Origin of the sequence: Spartinivicinus ruber (genome assembly GCF_011009015.1) — a bacterium.
In the GTDB taxonomy this organism is placed as follows: Bacteria; Pseudomonadota; Gammaproteobacteria; order Pseudomonadales; family Zooshikellaceae; genus Spartinivicinus; species Spartinivicinus ruber.
The window spans coordinates 2,231,442-2,249,502 of record NZ_CP048878.1 but is presented as its reverse complement, the minus strand read 5'-3'; the positions used below and the strand labels follow the sequence as shown (position 1 = coordinate 2,249,502).

Here is an 18,061-nt window from a genome sequence, read left to right as displayed (position 1 = left end):
TATTCATAAAAAAGCCTGGCTTACCAACCAGGCTTTTTTTGTTGGCTAATTTAAATGAGCCGTAAGTCTTGTAAGTTTACCCCCAACCCTACATCCGTTCGTAACTCTACCAGTTGTTGAAATAAACTTAGTTGTTGCTGACTCGCTTTTAATAATGAAATCATCTTATTTTCAGCGGAGCTTTGTGGATGAATAGATTGCGTAGTTATGGTTTTAATTGAATCATATTGATTTAACAACTGCTTTGCCGTTTTAGGCCCTACACCTTTAATACCGGGAATATTATTTGTGCTATCCCCAACCAATGCCCAATAATCGACTAACTGCTCAATCTGCACTCCAAACTTTTCATAGACGTATTGGGCATCTCGATTTTGTTTGGCAAAGTGATCTCTAATAGTTATCTCTTTTGATATCAGCTGACAAAATAGCTTATCCGTTGATAACACAATCACCTTGCAGCCCGCTACCTGAGCTTTACAAGCAATAGAAGCAATCACATCATCGGCTTCATAATGATCAAGCTGAAAGCTGCTTATACCTTGATCTTGGCATAATGTAATAAAGCGAGGTAAATTATCAGTCAGTGCTTGTGGTGCTTCAGCTCGATTGGCTTTATAGCTTGGATAAAGCTGCTTACGCCAGTTAGGCCCCTGCCCCTCTAAAACCATCAAACCATGGGTAGGCTGACAATCTCTAATAGCCCGTCGCAATGACTGTGCAACTAACTGCAAACTTTGCTCAATATCAGGCTGGACAGCATAAATCCGTCGAATTAAGTTTAAACCATCAATTAGTAGCAGATTAATTGATCTCAACGAAAGCCTCTTATTGTAAATTGGCTTGATTTTATCAGATAAAACAAAAACTTTGAGATTGAAGAACTAATGAATTTTGGTGATGGCGGAGCGGACGGGACTCGAACCCGCGACCCCCGGCGTGACAGGCCGGTATTCTAACCAACTGAACTACCGCTCCATTTTAGGAATTATTCTAACGTAAATATTGGTGGGCAGAGAGGGGTTCGAACCCCCGACCCTCGCCTTGTAAGGGCGATGCTCTCCCAGCTGAGCTATCTGCCCACCGCGTCAGAACGGGGCGCATTATAAGCAACCTTTTACCAGCATTGCAACTCTTTTTGATAGAAAGCTGTCCACAGCAAATTTAAGTACATTTTCCAAACAAAATAAAAACTGTGCGAATATCTTTTCAATCAATATTAATAACCACACCTAATTGATTGATTTCAACCAAAACCAATACATGAACAGGCTAAATGAACAAACAAATACAAAAGACAATTAAGGAAAAGTAACCGCCGAGAGCCAACTGACACTACATAGCAAATAGAAAAAAGGCGATAAACCGAGTGTTATACTAAGCAGAAAGAAACAAAAAATGGCGGAGCGGACGGGACTCGAACCCGCGACCCCCGGCGTGACAGGCCGGTATTCTAACCAACTGAACTACCGCTCCATTTCAGGAATTATTCCAACGTAAATATGGTGGGCAGAGAGGGGTTCGAACCCCCGACCCTCGCCTTGTAAGGGCGATGCTCTCCCAGCTGAGCTATCTGCCCACCGCGTCAGAACGAGGCGAATTATAAGGGCCTCTTCACTCAAATTGCAACAGCTATTTTAAAATTTTCATATCGAATAAATTTCGACCAAAAAATCAAATCATTTTTTAAACATCACTGTTTCTTTAGCTTAGGTTAACAATCTGAACTATTCGGTTATTTACCACTTTGTTAAGATAGCGGCCCCTCCAATACTGATAGAGCTCATAATGTGGTTTAAAAATCTATTTATTTATCGGTTATCTGATGACTTTTCAATTGATGAGTCCAGCCTAGAGTCACTTCTTGAACAAGGGCGCTTTAAGCCTTGCGGAAAAATGCAACCCTTTAGCCTGGGTTGGACATCACCTTTAGGTAAAAACAGTGATCAACTGGTCCATATTAACCAGGGAAATTGCTTACTCTCATTAAAAAAGGAAGAACGCTTATTACCAGCAGCTGTTATTAATGAGTTTGTTGCAGAAAAAGTTGAAGTGATAGAGGAAGAACAAAACCGCAAAGTCACACGGAAAGAGCGGGAGTCAATTAAAGACGACACTATTGCTGAGCTATTACCCAAAGCATTTACTCGATCTAATTTTAGCTTTGGTTTTCTTGCTACAGCCCAAAAGCTACTGATTATTAATGCAGGAAGCAGTAAAAAAGCTGAAGAATTTACCAGTCACTTGCGCCACTGCGTAGGTAGCCTGCCGATTACCCCATTTGCTACCAAACACACACCTGCTGATCAAATGACAGCCTGGCTTACCCTTTCAGAGAGCTTTCCTGATAGTTTCATTATTGGCGATGAGTGTGAGCTACGAGAGCCTAGTGAAGAGGGTGGCATTATCCGCTGTAAACAGCTAGACCTTACCAGCGAAGAAGTTGAGGGTCATTTAAACACAGGTAAAAAAGTTAACAAACTTGCCCTTACCTGGCGTGATCAAATCCACTTTGTTCTCAGTGATGATTTAACAGTTAAACGTATAAAGTACACTGAGTTATTAATGGAGCAAGCAGAAGATCACGAAGATAAAGCACTGCAATTTGATGCTGACTTTATGTTAATGACTGATTCATTAATTAGATTAGTGCAAGATTTAACCAGCGCACTGGGTGGCGAAGACTCATCCTCACCTCAGCCTGGTATAGCTGCTTAAAAAAATGGCATAACTGGTAAAATCAGGGGCTACTAACAAAACAACAGCCCCTATTAAATTCCAATTAATGCAATAAACTAAACAGCTGACGCCTAAATTGTTTGGCAAGAGGATGCCCAGCTCCTAACAAATCAAATATCTGGATCATTAACTTTTGCGCCGCACCTTCCTCAAACTGACGATCTTTACGTAAAGTTGTCATCAGTGCAATTAATGCTGCTTCATATTCATCATCCAACACCTGACGTATTGCTAGCTGATAAATTAAGCTTAAATTTTCCTGATCTTCACTAAGTGACTTCTCTAGTGCTTCACGTTTGGGCAGCTCCGCCGCCATTTCATAAAAACCCAGTTTTGCTTTTGGCTGAGCAAGCCCTGGCGTCTCCTCAGGAATCGTCGCCATCACCTGCTTAGCATCATCAATTCGCCCTTGATGCAACAAGATATTCGTCATCATTACCCGCAAACTGTGATTATTCGGCTCCTGCTGTAAAGTTTGCTGTAATAAGTCCAATGCTTGTTGATCTTCACCCGCTTCAAGCAGCTGATCAATTTGTTGTTTAATTCGATCAGCTGGACTCATAGTTACTTCATCCAGTACTTCACGTAATTCTGATTCCTGCTGCAAACCTACAAAATCTTTTAGCAACTGACCTTGAAAGATCAACTTCAAAGAAGGAAGACTGCGCACGCCTAAATGTTGTGCCAAAGCAGGTTCTTTATCTGCATCGATTTTAGCAACAATAAATTTACCTTGATATTCAGTAGCCAACTTTTCCAAAATTGGTAGCTGCGCTTTGCAGGGTTGACACCAGTCAGCCCATACATCAATTAATACAGGCACTTCCTGGGATTTTTCTAAAACATCAGACTGGAAAGTCTGGGTTGTGACCTCAATAATATGAGGGTTATCAGACATACCTTTCACCTTAAATTTAGTTTTATTCAACACTGACTATCATGTTAATAAAAAAACCAGCTCGCTTCAGCCTGATTGTCTTTAATTATCAGCTAATAACTGCCTTTCACTCAGCACGTCCCAATAACTAAGTACCACCGTCATCAAACTTTAGCCAAATCATAAAATTGTCATCTTTACCCACAGAATCTGTGGATAACCTTGTGGATCAACAACCAAGATCCAGCGCTATCACTTGTCTATACTATCTCTTTAACAGTTTGCATACTTTTTCAGCACAGCTATATTTGTACTTAATTTTCAATAGGTTACTCTTTATTATTGAGCAAAAATTTAACTGTTCAACAAGCACTCAGCAATGCCTTATAAGTCACTTATTGGCTACTTCAATTAACTAATACTTATACACAGCACTTTGTGGTACATGCTACAAACACGTTTTATTTGCAAGATACTATTAGCCGCAGCTCTCTAGCTAAACCTCTAAACAACAAAAAACCAGCAACTGCTGGCTTTTTGTTGTTTTCAAAATTGATAAAAATTCTGATTAACTATCAAAGTCAATACCTAATCGCAGACCAACAGCCTCATAAGCTTCAACCACCCCACCAAGCCCTTGCCTAAAACGGTCTTTATCCAGCTTTTCACGGGTGTCTTTATCCCACAATCGGCAGCCATCTGGAGTAAACTCATCACCTAACACAACTTGCCCCTTGTACAAGCCAAACTCCAGCTTATAATCAACTAAGAGTAACCCAGCATCAGCAAACAGTGCTTTCAGCACATCATTCACCTTAAAGGTCAGCTCTTTCATCACTTCAATATGCTCTGCTTTAGCCCAACCAAATGACTCAATATGATACTCATTGATCATTGGATCACCCAGCTCATCGTTCTTCAGGAAAAACTCAAAAGTAGGAGGATTAAGATCTAGCCCCTCTTGCACACCAAGACGACGGCAGATACTACCTGCAGAAATATTTCGCACTACACATTCTACTGGCACCATATCCAAACGCTTAACCAACGACTCCTGGTCTGATAACAGGCGATCCATTTGAGTAGGGATGCCAGCCTCTTCCAGCTTCTGCATAATAAAGGAATTAAACTTATTATTGACCATACCTTTACGGTCTAGCTGTGCAGTTTTTTTACCATCGAATGCAGAGGTATCATTACGAAAATAAAGAATTAAACGATCAGGGTCATCAGTTGTATAAACAGATTTAGCCTTACCTTTATACAACTCTTCACGCTTTTCCATTATCAACTCCACCCATTTAAACCCCAAAAAAAGCCTATGGATTATAGTGCACCCTGTTACTATAGACCAATCAATATCATTATCTATAGCCGACAGGAGCATTCTAAGATTTTAATAACAAACAAAAACTCCGGCTTTAGCCGGAGTTAAAAATGATATAAACCGATTAACCAAGATTCTCTTTTATTAGCTGCAAAAGCTGCTTGCTCACATCAACTGGAGCAACGGCATTTATATTTCGCTCCACAGAAATTTGGACTTCATCATTAAACAGAGTAAGACGAATCTGGTAGGACTCCTGCTCTTCAGCTGCTGCCCCCTTGCCCTCATCATCACCTAGAATACCTGAGAAAAAGCCTTCTTCTTTTTCTGGTACTGGCTGATGCTCCGCATCCAACGCAATATAAAACAAACCAGCCGTTCGGTTTTTATCTGTTACTTTCACATTGGCAGCTTTTAAAGCATCAGCAACTGAAGTCCAAGCTAAACCAAATCCAGTTTTAATTAATAAAATAGGATTGCCATTACCATCTTGCTCAATAAAAGCACGATCATTAATTGGCTGGTTCTGGTCAACTAAAGCCACTGAGGTTTTAGCAGCACGAGTTAAATACAGCAGTAGCTCATTCAACATACCAGCTGAAATAGAATCCGTCCTCTTGGCTAGCTTATCCCAAGGCACCTGTTTACCCTCTTCTACAGCCTCGTGTGCTTCCCGAACATGCTGGAGAAAATAGCGAGTTTCACCTGCTATTTCACCATCAACAGCAGTCAGTTTGAACTTGTCTGTTGCTAGCTCTTCATCTTCGTCACCTATCACACCTAAAATAAACTGGCCAACAACATCTTGCTCGCTATAGGCTTTTGGGTGAATCCAGTCAGTTTCAATAACCCCCGCTGCTTGATCAGCAATCGCTAAGGGCACTTTACTATCTTTCCAAAACTCAACCAGCAAGGGCCACACTTCTCGCTTAGGCTTATCCGTCACTAGCCAACGTAATGTGCCAGATTTTTCAATACGAAAATCATTTGTATCGGCACGCACAACAACTCTCTCGGGCCTTGGCAGGGTAAATTCTTTCGGTGGCTTCCCAGCAGCCCTGATATTAGGTACTACCATTACACCTTCTGCTGGTCTCGCATTCAGTTCATCTGGTATATTAAGTCGTGGATATGTCTTTGCTTTTAAGTAGTCGTTGGAGCGATCCCGAATATAACCACCATCACCAAAAATGCCACAAGCTGACAAAGTTGCTGTCGCTAGCAGCAACGACAGTGGTTTGGTTAGTCCTTGAAAAACTCTAGCCATGAACAACAAACCTCCCACTACACTCTTGACTGACTGACTAAGCCAACTTGCTCCATTGCCAACTTTAATGGCTCATGAAACTCTGAAGAAAGCTCAGTAAGTGGCAAGCGGATCCCTGATTGAATTTTGCCTAACGCAGACAGGGCCCACTTCACTGGAATGGGGTTAGACTCTAAAAACAGCGCTTGGTGCAATGACATCAGTTGATTATTCAGTGCTCTTGCTTGTTCAGACTGACCAGCATTAGCCAGTCGACATAGCTCTGCCATTTGTTTGGGAGCTACATTGGCAGTGACAGAAATATTTCCCTTACCACCCAGCAATATTAACTCTACGGCAGTTGCATCATCACCTGATAACAGTACAAAGTCATCTGGACACTGATCTACAATAGATTGTGCTCTCGCTAAGTCACCTGTCGCTTCTTTAATACCAATAATATTGGTTACAGTTGCTAACCTAGCCACAGTTTCAGGCAGCATATCCACAGCCGTACGGCCAGGTACATTATACAACAACTGAGGAATATCCACTGCTTTCGCAATATGAGCAAAGTGCTGATACAAGCCTTCTTGAGTTGGCTTGTTGTAATAAGGCGTCACTAATAGACAAGCATCAGCCCCAGCCGCTTTTGCCTCTTGGGTCAACACTACCGCTTCTGCCGTAGAATTTGCACCTGTACCTGCTATAACCGGAATCTTCCCTCTTACTTGAGCAACCACTCGCTTAATCACTTGGCAATGCTCTGCTACTGACAGGGTAGCTGACTCCCCTGAGGTTCCGACCGCCACAATAGCATCAGTACCTTCTGCTAAGTGAAACTCAACAAGTTGATCCAATGCTTCCCAATCTAGTTCGCCATTGGGATACATTGGAGTAACCAAAGCAACTATGCTGCCTGTAATCATTGGGTGACTCCGTGGTTTAAACTGGGCTAATGTTACTGACCCCAACAAGCAAGCACAAGGGATTAGGCCATTTCCTACAAGAAAAAATCACCTGCAAACTTCAAGTCCAGTAGAATGAGAAAAGCTTCACCTGAAAGCTGTATAAAACGACAGGCTCGGTGTATGCTTCAAACATTAGTCAATAAACAAACCTGGTTAACTTGTTGAGCAGCTAAAATACTCATTGCATAATTTACTTAAGTAATGACTGAGTCATAACTTTCAGCAACATAACCAATTTCATCATCTAACCAGTTGCATCAGCTTTATTGAGTGCAATTGCATGCTAAACACGCAATATATACGACTGAATCAACCGACAAGATAAGGACTTGTTATGACAGTTGCTTTAGGACAACCTGTTTCAGATTTTAGGGCCAACGCCACTAGCAATAAAGATGTGCTGCTCTCTGCCCTGCAAGGTTACAATCTTGTACTGTACTTTTACCCCAAGGACAGCACACCTGGCTGTACCACCGAAGGACAAGATTTTCGTGATTATTATGAAGAGTTTAAAGCAGCCAAAACCGTCATTTTTGGTGTTTCCAGAGATAGCTTGAAATCTCATGAAAACTTTAAGGCCAATCAAAACTTTCCCTTCGAGCTCATTTCTGATACTGATGAAGAACTATGTAAACTCTTTGATGTTATCAAGCTCAAAAATATGTATGGGAAACAAGTGTTAGGTATTGAGCGCAGCACTTTTTTAATTGATAAAAAAGGGTATTTACACAAAGAATGGCGCAAAGTGTCAGTTGCAGGCCATGTCCAAGAAGTACTCAATGCGGCGAATGCACTAAATCAAATACAAGACTAGTGGTTATTAAGCTTGAGTAGTATAAAGCCGTGATAGCAGCAGCCTCTGTTAACACGGCCTAATTAAACATCTACCAAACTTCAGACCGTATCTGTTTCACTATCAGTCTGGATATCGCCATTATTTTGATCCTGATGGCGGGGCCATGCAGACATAAGCGCCTTCAACAATGTCGCGAGGGGAATGGCAAAAAACACTCCCCAAAAGCCCCATAAACCACCAAACATTAAGACTGCGACAATAATAGCCACCGGGTGTAAGTTAACTGCTTCAGAAAACAGTAGTGGAACCAGCACATTACCATCCAACGCCTGAATAATGCCATAAGCCACCATTAAGATAATAAAATCATTCCCCCACCCCCATTGAAAAAAACCTATGAGTGCTACAGGAATAGTCACCACCGCTGCCCCGATATAAGGAACAATCACTGAAAGCCCAACCAATAAGCCTAATAATGCAGCGTAGTTCACCCCTAAAAAAGCAAATACAACATATGTCACTGCCCCTACAATAAAAATTTCAATGACTTTGCCACGTACATAGTTAGCAATTTGGTCATTCATTTCATCTGACACTTGCTTCATTAGTGGACGATTACTGGGTAGCAGAGAAGTAAACCAGTTAAGCAGTAACTCTCGATCCTTTAAGAAAAAGAAAACTAAAATAGGCACTAAAATAAGGTAAATCAGTAAACCAACAAAGTTAGGGAGTAGAGTTAAAGAGAATGACAATACTTTTTGCCCCAACTCCCCAAGCTGCTGACTAGCCTCACTAATCCACAGGTTCACTTGTTCAGGGGAAATAAAGTCAGGGTATTGCTGCGGCAAGAGAAGCAACAGCTTGCGCCCCTTTTGCAACATTCTTGGCAGCTCATTCACCAAGTTAGTTACTTGATCCCATACCAACGGTAGCAATACAAATAAAATAACAATGAAAAGGGTAAGAAATATTAAGAAAACAATATTAACCGACCAGATATGCTTTATAGACTTGCGCTCAAGAAAAGCGACCAAACCTTGTAATAAAAATGCCAACACAACACTTGCTAGTACAGGGGCCAGGATGCTCCCCATGGTTAAAATAATTGCAAAGCCAATCACGAGCAGCAGAGTTAGCAGGATGGCTTCTTCGTCAGAAAAGTAACGCGCTAACCAACCTTTAAAGACTTTTAGCATTAGTTGCTCCTAGGCTTTTTGTAGAATATGAATATAAACTTCAGCTTCCTGAGAAGAAGACAACAACTTGTGACCGCTTAGCTCACAATAAGCTTTGAAATCAGCCACTGAACCTTGGTCTGTTGCTTTGACACACAACACTTGTCCACTTTCCATGCTAGCCAATAACTGCTTAGCTTTAAGTAGTGGCAATGGGCAACGCAAACCAGTAGCATTGAGTTCACGATCAATAGTTACCATTAATCAACTATCCTCTTAGATTGGCAGGGAACTCTTTCGGCATTTTTAATGCCCAAGACGATTACGAGTGCTGCACCCTATTAGCTAAATAGCGTTTATTAGACCGCTAAGTCATTAGCTGCGAGGCACACTTCTGCTGGACTAGTCATTATTTAGAGAATTAACCATTTGCGCAATAGTAGCAGCTCGTTAATAATGGCAAGGATCCTATGAGCGCTAACGCTGAATATTGTGATAGGAAAGGCTTTAATCACTTAGCGATGCAAAAATATTTGCCAAACCATGATGGCACAGCGAGCTTAATTCGCCAAACTCACGGTCAACATTCACGACTAATAACAAGGGTACCTTACATTTTTCGGTTTCCTATTAATCTAAAGAAAATAGCTATGTCTACACGCAGACTCCCTATTCTTGCTTGTTGTTTCGCATTTTTGCTTAATTACTTCCCAGCCAGTTATGCCAATGATGGCTTACCCAGCTTGGGAGACTCCACTTCCAGTGTGGTGTCTCCAGAAAAAGAACATCAGCTTGGTCGAGCCTGGCTGCAAAACTTACGTAGCCAAGTTAAAACCATTAGCGACCCAGAACTGAAGGCCTATGTAGAAAGCTTAATTTACCGCCTTGTAGAAACCAGCCAAGTACAAGACCGCCGCCTGGAGATCGTAGTTGTTGATAGCCCTGAGCTCAATGCCTTTGCCGTACCTGGAGGAATAATTGGAATCAATGCAGGGTTATTCCTCTATGCAGAAACAGAGCAGCAATTTGCTTCAGTACTGGCACATGAACTTGCTCACTTAAGCCAACGTCACTTTGCCCGCAGCATTGAAAATGCTAAACGGCAACGAGTCCCTATGTTGGCTGCAACCTTAGCCAGTGTTGTACTGTTAGCCGCTGGTGGTGGAGATGCCGGTTTAGCGGCAATTGCTTCTACCCATGCAGCAGCCTTACAAAACCGCTTAAGCTATAGCCGCCAGCATGAGCAAGAAGCAGACCGTATTGGCATTCAAAATCTGGTTAAAGCAGGCATGGACCCTCGCTCAATGGCCGCGATGTTTGAACAAATGAACCGCGCACAACGATTTGCTGGACGCAAGCCACCAGAATTTTTGCTGACTCACCCCGTGACCGAAAACCGAATTGCTGATACCAAAAGCCGAGCAGAGCAATACCCCAAAAGGTCTTCAAAAGATAGCTCTAGCTATTATCTAATGCGGGCTAAAGTCGAGCTACATTATGCCCAGACACCACAACTCGCAGCCAAGCGTTTCAAAGCCAAAATAAAAAGTGGCGCTTCCAGTTTAGCTTTTGCTTATCAGTATGGATTAGCTTTGGCTTACAACAAAGCAGGAGACACTAAAAGTGCATCTGCCGCATTAGCCCCATTATTAAAGCAGCAGCCCGACAACCCTCATTACATTCTGTTGAAAAGCAACATTGACATTACCAACCAACAATATAAACATGCTGAGCAGCAACTCGCCTCTGCGCTACGCTATCATATCAATGATTTTGCACTCAGTTACACTCAAGCAGAAGCATTCATGGGCAGTAAGCAATACCAGTCTGCGGAAAAAGTTTTAAGGAAATTAGCCAAGCAGCGCCCTACTGACCCAGATATTTGGTACCTATTAGCAGAAACCCAAGGGTTGGCCAAAAACATTGCTGGCTTGCACCAGTCACGAGCAGAGTACTTCTTTTTAAATGGTGCGGTTGATAAGGCCATTGAGCATTTAGAATATGCTTTAAAGCTCAGTCAGAAGAGCTTTGCCACCACAGCAAAGCTCAAGCAGCGGATTAAAGATATGAAGGACTATAAAAATTTAAGTTTTAAGCTCTAAGCCTTTACTAGTACTAATGAATGCATCCTTCAATTTTATGTAAGGATGCACCTTTTCTGCCTTATTTATTTATGCGTTTCCTTTGACCTTTAGCTTCAAGTCAGCAGCAAAATCCAGCATCCGTCTCAGCGGTACCATTGCTTTTTCAGCTAAGTCCGCATCTATCTCGATTATATTAGTGCCTTGTTCAAGGGATGTTGCCAGGTTTTCCAGCTGATTCATCGCCATCCAAGGACAATGCGCACAACTACGACAGGTAGCACTAGCTCCCGCAGTCGGCGCTTCAATAAAAGACTTATTAGGTGTCAACTGGCGCATTTTATAAAAAATACCTCGGTCAGTTGCCACAATAAATGTAGGGTTTGGCAGGGTTTGAGAGGCTTTGATTAGCTGACTGGTTGAGCCTACTACATCAGCCATTTCCACCACACTAGCAGGAGACTCTGGGTGCACCAGAATAGCAGCATCTGGATAAATCTGTTTTAGATCCAAAATGCCTTTGGCTTTAAATTCTTCATGAACGATACAGGCACTGTCCCATAGCACCATATCCGCCCCCGTCTGCTTTTGAATATAACCACCAAGGTGCTTATCAGGCGCCCAAATCAGCTTTTCGCCTTCATCAATTAAGTGCTCAACAATTTCCAGCGCGATACTTGAAGTAACTACCCAGTCGGCCCGAGCTTTAACTGCTGCAGAGGTATTGGCATAAACCACCACTTTTCGGTCAGAGTGTTGATCACAGAATGCAGAAAACTCATCAATGGGGCAACCAATATCCAAGGAACAGGTTGCCTCTAAGGTCGGCATAATGACACGCTTTTCTGGCGTCAAAATCTTCGCCGTTTCCCCCATAAAACGAACCCCTGCAACAACTAAAGTTGATGCAGGGTGATGATTGCCAAATCGAGCCATTTCAAGTGAGTCTGCAACACAGCCACCGGTTTCTTCAGCCAAGGCTTGAATCACTTCATCGGTGTAATAATGAGCGACCAGTACTGCATCCTGTTGTTGGAGCAGTTTCTTAATTTTGTTTATATAGTGGCTTTTCTCAGCACCACTTATCTCTGGCATAGTTGTTTCGCTGGCTAAGTGTTGCTGCACTAATTCACGGCTATTTATCACAGTCATCTCAGTTTGCTAATGACAAGTTAAGGATGCATTTCTGCTTTAATCGCTATGTTGCTGCAATTTTACCACATGTGCAATTTGGCGAGAATCATTGCGGTAAGAAAGGAAGAGAATAACCAGGTAGGTTGAAATGGTGGGTCGTGCTGGACTCGAACCAGCGACCAATTGGTTAAAAGCCAACTGCTCTACCAACTGAGCTAACGACCCTTCTACGGGCGGGTATAATACAGAACTGAGCTGTCACATCAAGTCATTTTTAAAAAATAATGACAGCCCAGCCGAAACTAAAAGTAGTTAATCACTACCAAGGTAAACAGTAGCATCTACTAAACCAGCATCGACAAAGCCTTTCTCACGCAGTCGACAACTATCACAAACACCACATGCTTGGCCTTGTGTATTAGCCTGATAACAGGAAACTGTCATGCGGTAATCAATGCCTAGCTCAGTGCCACAACGGATAATATCAGCCTTACTCATATCTTTCAGTGGCGTTTGAATCTTAAATGACTGCCCTTCAACACCCACTTTAGTGGCTAGATTGGCAAGCCTTTCAAAGGCTTCAATAAACTCAGGGCGACAATCAGGGTAGCCCGAATAGTCAATGGCATTCACACCAATAAATATGTCATACGCACCCACAATTTCTGCCCATCCTAATGCAAGGGACAAAAATACTGTATTTCGTGCAGGTACATAGGTAACAGGAATACCTTCAGATAGCTCTTCAGGTACATCGATTGACTCATCTGTCAATGCGGAGCCACCAAGTTCACCAAAATTTAACGTCATTACTCGGTGTTCTTTAGCACCCAGAGCATCAGCTACTCGCTTTGCTGCTACCAGCTCAGCACGATGGCGCTGACCATAGTCAAAGCTCATGGCATAACAGGTATATCCCTGGGCTTTTGCCATCGCCAGTACTGTCGTCGAATCCAAGCCACCAGACAACAGTATAACTGCTTTTTTTGACTGCTCTGACTTTGAAACTTGTTCTTTTTCTGTTGCTACTGTGCGTTTTGACTGTTCCATACTTAATACTAAAAACCTTAATCAAAAATCCTGGTTGATTAATCTGAGAGGAGCTTAATGCCCAGGTTCGTCATTCCAAAGGTACTTATGAAGCTGAATTTGCATTCGAACAGGAAGATTATCTGCCAAAATCCACTCGGCGAGTTTTGTTGGACTCAATTCACCATAAACAGGAGAAAATAGCACCTCAGACACTTTTGCGGGCAAATCATATTCTGCCAGTTTAAAAGCAGCCCACTCGAAATCAGCTCGATTGGCTACTACAAACTTCACTTGATCATGAGGCAATAGCCACTGAATATTTTCATAGCGATTACGATGCATTTCACCTGAACTGGGCGCTTTCAAATCCATCACTTTAACAACTCGTGGATCCACAGGGGCAATATCAAGTGCACCACTGGTTTCTAGCGACACTTCATAGCCTCGCTTTGCCAGTTCAGTCAATAAACTAAAGCAATTTCGCTGCGCTAGTGGTTCTCCACCAGTGACAGTGACATAACGAGGCTGATACTTAGCAACTTCTGCTACTACACTTGCCACCGTCATCACTTCTCCACCATTAAAGGCATAAGCAGTGTCACAATAACCACAACGCAAAGGGCAACCAGTTAGCCTGACAAATACAGTAGGCAGACCAATGGTTTTGGTTTCACCTTGAAGCGAATAAAAAATTTCAGAAATGCGTACCTTGAGCTCGCTCATACTGCCAGCTATTTGACCTCACTCACTAGACCAAGTATGTACGGAAAAACCCCAAAATACTTGACTAGCCAACTCTGGTTTGACAAAGCGGGCAATCATAACTGATAGCGGCATAGCCCAGCAAGCAAAAACAATTGTTTACACATGAAGGACAGAGTAATAGCAGTTAAGCAATCACTCTGCTCAGAAAGCGGATACTAGAAACTTGCTAGCGCATAGTTTGCAGCAATGCACTCGCTAACCTAGCAGCAGACGAATTCGGGTAGTCTTTGGTCACTCGACTTAGCATTGATTTTGCTTTGTCTGTTTGCCCTTGCTGATAAAGTACTCGACCTAACTTATAAATAGCATCTGGGGCTTTTCGACTAGATGGAAACTGGCTAATAATCTGCTCAAATTCCGATTTGGCTTGATCAAGAGACTGGCTGGTAAAATAAATCTCACCCAGCCAATAGTGGGCATTTGCAGCATATTTACCCTGGGGAAACTGCTTTAGTAATGCGGAAAAAGCAGCTTTTGCTTTATCATACTGCCTTTGTCGTACTAAATTAAAAGCATCTTTATAAGCTTCTTTTTCAATATCGGCTTGAGCACTGGCTTGATCTTGATTATCACTACCTACTGTTTGATTCAGCTGGCTATCAGCAGCAGTATTACTAACAGTAGATGCCGTTGAAGTTGAAACAGCACCACCTGACAGCTGAGAAACACGACGATCAAGATCTAAGTAACGATCTTTTTGCTCTTGTCTCATTCGTTGAATGATATGATTTTGCTCTTCAACCAAGCCTCGCAGCGTCTGAACTTCCTGCTGTAAAGCTTCCAGTTGAAAAAACAGTCCAGCGGCTGAGTTTCGGCTGGCACCCCGTTGACTGTCTTGCTGTTTTTTGCCAACGGGGGTTGAGCTAACGACTGGCACTTCAGCCAATGCAGAGGATAACCCACATACTAATGCGGCCCCAAGCAAACAACCTGTTAGGGTTAAGTGATTTACTTTTGGCTTTATCATCAATATCCCCTTAGCCGTGCCAACTTATACCTTATCAGATAATTTAAAAGTAAAAGAGCCTTCGATAATAAGTACACCAACTGGCAACTCTCTTACTCTAAAAAAATGCAGGATTCAATCACTGCATTTTTATTACTACAACTAACTTAATTAGTGATAATAATTGCACGACGGTTTTGCGACCAAGAGCCTTCATCATGCCCAAAAGCAACTGGCTGCTCTTCACCATAACTCGTTGATTCTATTTGAGAGGGTGAAACGCCTTTGATAACCAAGTACTTTTTAATCGCGTTAGCTCGACGCTCACCTAATGCTAAATTATATTCACGAGTGCCGCGCTCATCAGTATGGCCTTGAATAGTAATTGATTTATTACTATCAGCAACTAATGCACCAGCATGGGCATCAAGTGCAGCATAGTCATCTGGGCTGATTTTTGAATCATCAAACTCAAATAAAAATATGTTTTTATCAAGTAACGCCGCTTGTGAGGAATCTCCCCCACCCTCAATACCGTCAGTGGTAATACCCGCTGTTGATGCATCTTCTATTGTGTCAGTAGTGCCTGTACCTTTACCACCTGTAGAGGAACAAGCTGCTAGCCATACGACAGAAGAAGCAAGCAGAACAACCTTACCAAGTTTAACCAATTGCATATCCAACTCCTGTTTTATATCTTTTATTGGCGACGTAAAATATCAGAAATTATCAGCACTTTCACGCTTATTTATTAATAGGTGACCAGGCTGGTTCTCTTACATCTCCTTCAGATGATGGCAGGGTTAACTTCACAGCACCATCCGCAGAAACCGCAGCCAATACCCCGCGACCTCGCTGCTGGGTAGCATAAATTAGCATTGAACCATTGGGTGCCACACTAGGCGACTCATCAAGAGGAGTTGAGGTCAATAACCTTAATCTACCAGAATCCAGCTCTAAAACAGCAATGTTAAATTGGGCAATACCTTCCCCTTTATGCACCATGGCAATGGATTTTCCATCCGGAAAAACACGAGCTCTGGCATTATATTTTCCTTCAAACGTCAGCCGTTTAGCTGCACCTGTTTGCACATTAGCCTGATAAATTTGCGGTGCACCACCACGGTTAGAAGTAAACACCAAATGTTGTCCATCAGGCATCCAGCTGGGCTCAGTATCAATGGCAAAATGCCGTGTTACTTGATTAAGCTTGCGGGTAGCAACATCCATAACATAGATGTCTGGGTTACCCCCTTTTGATAACACCATGGCTAATTTGCGCCCATCAGGTGACCAGGCCGGTGCACTATTTAGTCCTTTAAATGCAGTCATACGCTGGCGTTTGCCCTGATAAATATCCTGAATATAAATACCTGGACGGCCTTTGCTGAAATTAACATAGGCAACTTTTTTAGCATCAGGTGACCAAGAAGGTGATAGAATTGGCTCTGAAGAATTTAAAATAGTTTTTGCGCCAAAACCATCAGAGTCAGCATAATTCAACTTATATCTGATTTTATTAGCAGCCGCACGCGTGGAAGTAACATATAAAATCTTGGTATCAAATGCTCCAGGCTTACCAGTTAGTTTTTCGTATATATCGTCACTAATGCGATGAGCCACTTTTCTGTGATTAGAGCTTGCATAGCTATGCTCCAACATTTGTTTTTGTTTAATCACATCATATAAGACAAAAGTTGCCTTATATTGACTCCCTTCTTTCTTCACGTTTCCAATAACCAGGTAGTCCACTCCAGACTTACGCCAATCACTATAAACCACATCTTCTTTTTTCTGTGGCAAACTCAGCATGTTGCCAGGTGCAAAGGGCTCAAATAAACCACTACGCTTTAAATCAGCACCAATTATTTCAGCAACATCGTGAGGGGGAGTATCACCACCAAATGGCACCACCGCAATAGGCACAGCACTGTCATTACCTTGAGTAATTTCGATGGTCAAACCTGCCCAAGCAGTTTGCCCCACACATACAAATAGCAGCGCTGCAAATACAGCTTTTATATGTCGTCCTATCACCCTGTTAAATCCTCCGGTCTAAAAACAAATCTCATAGTACGAAAGTCTCTTTCAAAAGTTGCAGAATTCACCTGCCGTACTTCAGGGAAGCGCCCTGCCTTCTCTACTGCACGAACAGCTGCTCGGTCAAATGTACTATCTCCACTGGACTGAGTGACTGTGACATTAATCACCTCACCTGTTGGCACCATCTGAATTTGTAGAACCACCTGCATTCCTCTTCGAGCAGTAGGAGGTCGACTCCAGTAGTTTTGTACTGTCTGAGTTATCACTCCTACAATTGCTGTAACTTTTTCAGCTTGTGTTGCAGCAATACGGGCATTTTCTTCAGCTTCTTCTTCCTCTGCCAACAAAGCGGCTAGTTCAGCTTCTTGGGCTTTTTTAGCTACTTCTTGTTGCTTACGTTGTTTCTCTTCACGCTCACGTTTTAACCGCGCTTCTCTTTCCCTTTTTGCTTTTTCTTCACGCTGTTTCTTTAATTTTTCTTCTTTTAATCTTGCTTCACGGGCTTTCCGCGCTTGCTCTTCCTTTTGCTTTTTCAGTTTTTCCTGCTTTAATTTAGCTTTTCGAGCTTTTTCTTCCTGCTGTTTTTTCAGCTTAGCTTGTTGAGCTTTACGCTCTTTTTCTTGCTGAATGTGCTTTTGCTTTTCTGCTTCCGCTTTTCTTTTGGCTGCTTCTTTTGCTTTTTGTTCAGCCAGTTTGTCTTTATCAGGCTGAGGAGGCTTTTGTGCAGGTGGCTTTTTAGCTGTGGCTGGTTTATTGGCAGCAGGTTTTAAGGCAATCAATTTTGCCTTCACATAATCCGGTGTTGCTTTAATAGGCGGCTGATGCTCTTTCTGCCAAATATTTACTACAGCTAATATAGCAGTAATATGAAGCACAATAGCTATCGTAGCAGGTAAGGTATAACCGTTAGGCAATCTCACAACAATAAC

General features: G+C 42.3%; 17 protein-coding genes and 5 tRNA genes. 3 read left to right on the top strand and 19 right to left on the bottom strand.

Annotated features, from left to right (window positions below; all coding sequences use genetic code 11):
- Nucleotides 1–50: 50 nt before the first annotated feature.
- The 5 genes from G4Y78_RS10620 to G4Y78_RS10600 form a co-directional block, all read right to left on the bottom strand.
- The gene (locus G4Y78_RS10620; RefSeq protein ID WP_163832997.1) at nt 51–818 is read right to left on the bottom strand and encodes a 5'-3' exonuclease H3TH domain-containing protein; all 768 of its coding nucleotides are present in this window, start codon (nt 816–818) and stop codon (nt 51–53) included.
- An 83-nt stretch (nt 819–901) separates the two neighbouring features.
- Nucleotides 902–978 (bottom strand) — tRNA-Asp (locus G4Y78_RS10615).
- Nucleotides 979–1,006: 28 nt separating this feature from the next.
- Nucleotides 1,007–1,082: transfer RNA gene (locus G4Y78_RS10610), tRNA-Val, on the bottom strand.
- Between the two features lie 317 nt (nt 1,083–1,399).
- Nucleotides 1,400–1,476: transfer RNA gene (locus G4Y78_RS10605), tRNA-Asp, on the bottom strand.
- Between the two features lie 27 nt (nt 1,477–1,503).
- Nucleotides 1,504–1,579 (bottom strand) — tRNA-Val (locus tag G4Y78_RS10600).
- Nucleotides 1,580–1,788: 209 nt separating this feature from the next.
- On the opposite strand from G4Y78_RS10600, the gene rdgC reads away from it, so the two are divergent.
- Nucleotides 1,789–2,718, top strand: a complete 930-nt coding sequence (rdgC, locus tag G4Y78_RS10595; RefSeq protein ID WP_163832996.1) for a recombination-associated protein RdgC — start codon at nt 1,789–1,791, stop codon at nt 2,716–2,718.
- A gap of 64 nt (nt 2,719–2,782) precedes the next feature.
- On the opposite strand, the gene G4Y78_RS10590 is transcribed toward rdgC, so the two are convergent.
- The 4 genes from G4Y78_RS10590 to dapA form a co-directional block, all read right to left on the bottom strand.
- On the bottom strand, nt 2,783–3,637 hold the full coding sequence (locus G4Y78_RS10590) for a tetratricopeptide repeat protein (RefSeq protein ID WP_163832995.1): 855 nt from the start codon (nt 3,635–3,637) through the stop codon (nt 2,783–2,785).
- Nucleotides 3,638–4,184: 547 nt separating this feature from the next.
- Nucleotides 4,185–4,901 (bottom strand): phosphoribosylaminoimidazolesuccinocarboxamide synthase, encoded by a 717-nt coding sequence (gene purC / locus G4Y78_RS10585; protein WP_163832994.1) that lies wholly within the window; start codon nt 4,899–4,901, stop codon nt 4,185–4,187.
- 166 nt (nt 4,902–5,067) lie between these two features.
- Nucleotides 5,068–6,210 carry an outer membrane protein assembly factor BamC gene (bamC, locus tag G4Y78_RS10580; RefSeq protein ID WP_163832993.1) on the bottom strand — a complete coding sequence of 381 codons (1,143 nt, stop codon included), beginning with the start codon at nt 6,208–6,210 and terminating at the stop codon, nt 5,068–5,070.
- A gap of 17 nt (nt 6,211–6,227) precedes the next feature.
- Entirely contained in the window at nt 6,228–7,118 is an 891-nt protein-coding gene (dapA, locus tag G4Y78_RS10575; protein WP_163832992.1) for a 4-hydroxy-tetrahydrodipicolinate synthase, read from the bottom strand.
- A gap of 376 nt (nt 7,119–7,494) precedes the next feature.
- On the opposite strand from dapA, the gene G4Y78_RS10570 reads away from it, so the two are divergent.
- The gene (locus G4Y78_RS10570) at nt 7,495–7,974 is read left to right on the top strand and encodes a peroxiredoxin (protein WP_163832991.1); all 480 of its coding nucleotides are present in this window, start codon (nt 7,495–7,497) and stop codon (nt 7,972–7,974) included.
- Between the two features lie 80 nt (nt 7,975–8,054).
- Here the strand turns inward: G4Y78_RS10570 and G4Y78_RS10565 are convergent, their stop codons facing one another.
- Together G4Y78_RS10565 and G4Y78_RS10560 are read right to left on the bottom strand one after the other, a co-directional pair.
- On the bottom strand, nt 8,055–9,152 hold the full coding sequence (locus G4Y78_RS10565) for an AI-2E family transporter (RefSeq protein WP_163832990.1): 1,098 nt from the start codon (nt 9,150–9,152) through the stop codon (nt 8,055–8,057).
- Nucleotides 9,153–9,161: 9 nt separating this feature from the next.
- Nucleotides 9,162–9,392, bottom strand: a complete 231-nt coding sequence (locus G4Y78_RS10560) for a sulfurtransferase TusA family protein (protein ID WP_163832989.1) — start codon at nt 9,390–9,392, stop codon at nt 9,162–9,164.
- Between the two features lie 209 nt (nt 9,393–9,601).
- Here G4Y78_RS10560 and G4Y78_RS10555 point away from each other — a divergent pair, with 209 nt between their 5' ends.
- Nucleotides 9,602–11,233 carry a M48 family metalloprotease gene (locus G4Y78_RS10555; protein ID WP_222937680.1) on the top strand — a complete coding sequence of 544 codons (1,632 nt, stop codon included), beginning with the start codon at nt 9,602–9,604 and terminating at the stop codon, nt 11,231–11,233.
- Nucleotides 11,234–11,302: 69 nt separating this feature from the next.
- On the opposite strand, the gene nadA is transcribed toward G4Y78_RS10555, so the two are convergent.
- The 8 genes from nadA to tolA form a co-directional block, all read right to left on the bottom strand.
- Entirely contained in the window at nt 11,303–12,364 is a 1,062-nt protein-coding gene (gene nadA / locus G4Y78_RS10550) for a quinolinate synthase NadA (RefSeq protein ID WP_163832988.1), read from the bottom strand.
- Between the two features lie 131 nt (nt 12,365–12,495).
- Nucleotides 12,496–12,571 (bottom strand) — tRNA-Lys (locus G4Y78_RS10545).
- An 87-nt stretch (nt 12,572–12,658) separates the two neighbouring features.
- Nucleotides 12,659–13,396: a 7-cyano-7-deazaguanine synthase QueC gene (gene queC, locus G4Y78_RS10540; protein WP_163832987.1), complete on the bottom strand. Its 738-nt coding sequence runs from the start codon at nt 13,394–13,396 to the stop codon at nt 12,659–12,661.
- Nucleotides 13,397–13,450: 54 nt separating this feature from the next.
- Nucleotides 13,451–14,101 (bottom strand): 7-carboxy-7-deazaguanine synthase QueE, encoded by a 651-nt coding sequence (queE, locus tag G4Y78_RS10535; RefSeq protein ID WP_163832986.1) that lies wholly within the window; start codon nt 14,099–14,101, stop codon nt 13,451–13,453.
- Nucleotides 14,102–14,309: 208 nt separating this feature from the next.
- Nucleotides 14,310–15,110, bottom strand: a complete 801-nt coding sequence (gene ybgF, locus G4Y78_RS10530; protein ID WP_163832985.1) for a tol-pal system protein YbgF — start codon at nt 15,108–15,110, stop codon at nt 14,310–14,312.
- Nucleotides 15,111–15,256: 146 nt separating this feature from the next.
- The gene (gene pal / locus G4Y78_RS10525; protein ID WP_163832984.1) at nt 15,257–15,766 is read right to left on the bottom strand and encodes a peptidoglycan-associated lipoprotein Pal; all 510 of its coding nucleotides are present in this window, start codon (nt 15,764–15,766) and stop codon (nt 15,257–15,259) included.
- Nucleotides 15,767–15,833: 67 nt separating this feature from the next.
- Entirely contained in the window at nt 15,834–17,126 is a 1,293-nt protein-coding gene (tolB, locus tag G4Y78_RS10520) for a Tol-Pal system beta propeller repeat protein TolB (protein WP_329604957.1), read from the bottom strand.
- Nucleotides 17,123–18,052: a cell envelope integrity protein TolA gene (gene tolA, locus G4Y78_RS10515; RefSeq protein ID WP_163832983.1), complete on the bottom strand. Its 930-nt coding sequence runs from the start codon at nt 18,050–18,052 to the stop codon at nt 17,123–17,125. The genes tolB and tolA overlap by 4 nt, the downstream gene beginning before the upstream one ends.
- Nucleotides 18,053–18,061: the final 9 nt, after the last annotated feature.

Coding starts and splice junctions, on each gene's coding strand:
- G4Y78_RS10560 (WP_163832989.1), bottom strand. CDS start 9,392: ATGGTAACTATTGATCGTGAACTCAATGCTACTGGTTTGCGTTGCCCA.
- G4Y78_RS10555 (WP_222937680.1), top strand. CDS start 9,602: ATGAGCGCTAACGCTGAATATTGTGATAGGAAAGGCTTTAATCACTTA.
- ybgF (WP_163832985.1), bottom strand. CDS start 15,110: ATGATAAAGCCAAAAGTAAATCACTTAACCCTAACAGGTTGTTTGCTT.
- purC (WP_163832994.1), bottom strand. CDS start 4,901: ATGGAAAAGCGTGAAGAGTTGTATAAAGGTAAGGCTAAATCTGTTTAT.
- nadA (WP_163832988.1), bottom strand. CDS start 12,364: ATGACTGTGATAAATAGCCGTGAATTAGTGCAGCAACACTTAGCCAGC.
- G4Y78_RS10570 (WP_163832991.1), top strand. CDS start 7,495: ATGACAGTTGCTTTAGGACAACCTGTTTCAGATTTTAGGGCCAACGCC.
- queE (WP_163832986.1), bottom strand. CDS start 14,101: ATGAGCGAGCTCAAGGTACGCATTTCTGAAATTTTTTATTCGCTTCAA.
- G4Y78_RS10590 (WP_163832995.1), bottom strand. CDS start 3,637: ATGTCTGATAACCCTCATATTATTGAGGTCACAACCCAGACTTTCCAG.
- rdgC (WP_163832996.1), top strand. CDS start 1,789: ATGTGGTTTAAAAATCTATTTATTTATCGGTTATCTGATGACTTTTCA.
- G4Y78_RS10565 (WP_163832990.1), bottom strand. CDS start 9,152: ATGCTAAAAGTCTTTAAAGGTTGGTTAGCGCGTTACTTTTCTGACGAA.
- queC (WP_163832987.1), bottom strand. CDS start 13,396: ATGGAACAGTCAAAACGCACAGTAGCAACAGAAAAAGAACAAGTTTCA.
- dapA (WP_163832992.1), bottom strand. CDS start 7,118: ATGATTACAGGCAGCATAGTTGCTTTGGTTACTCCAATGTATCCCAAT.
- bamC (WP_163832993.1), bottom strand. CDS start 6,210: ATGGCTAGAGTTTTTCAAGGACTAACCAAACCACTGTCGTTGCTGCTA.
- pal (WP_163832984.1), bottom strand. CDS start 15,766: ATGCAATTGGTTAAACTTGGTAAGGTTGTTCTGCTTGCTTCTTCTGTC.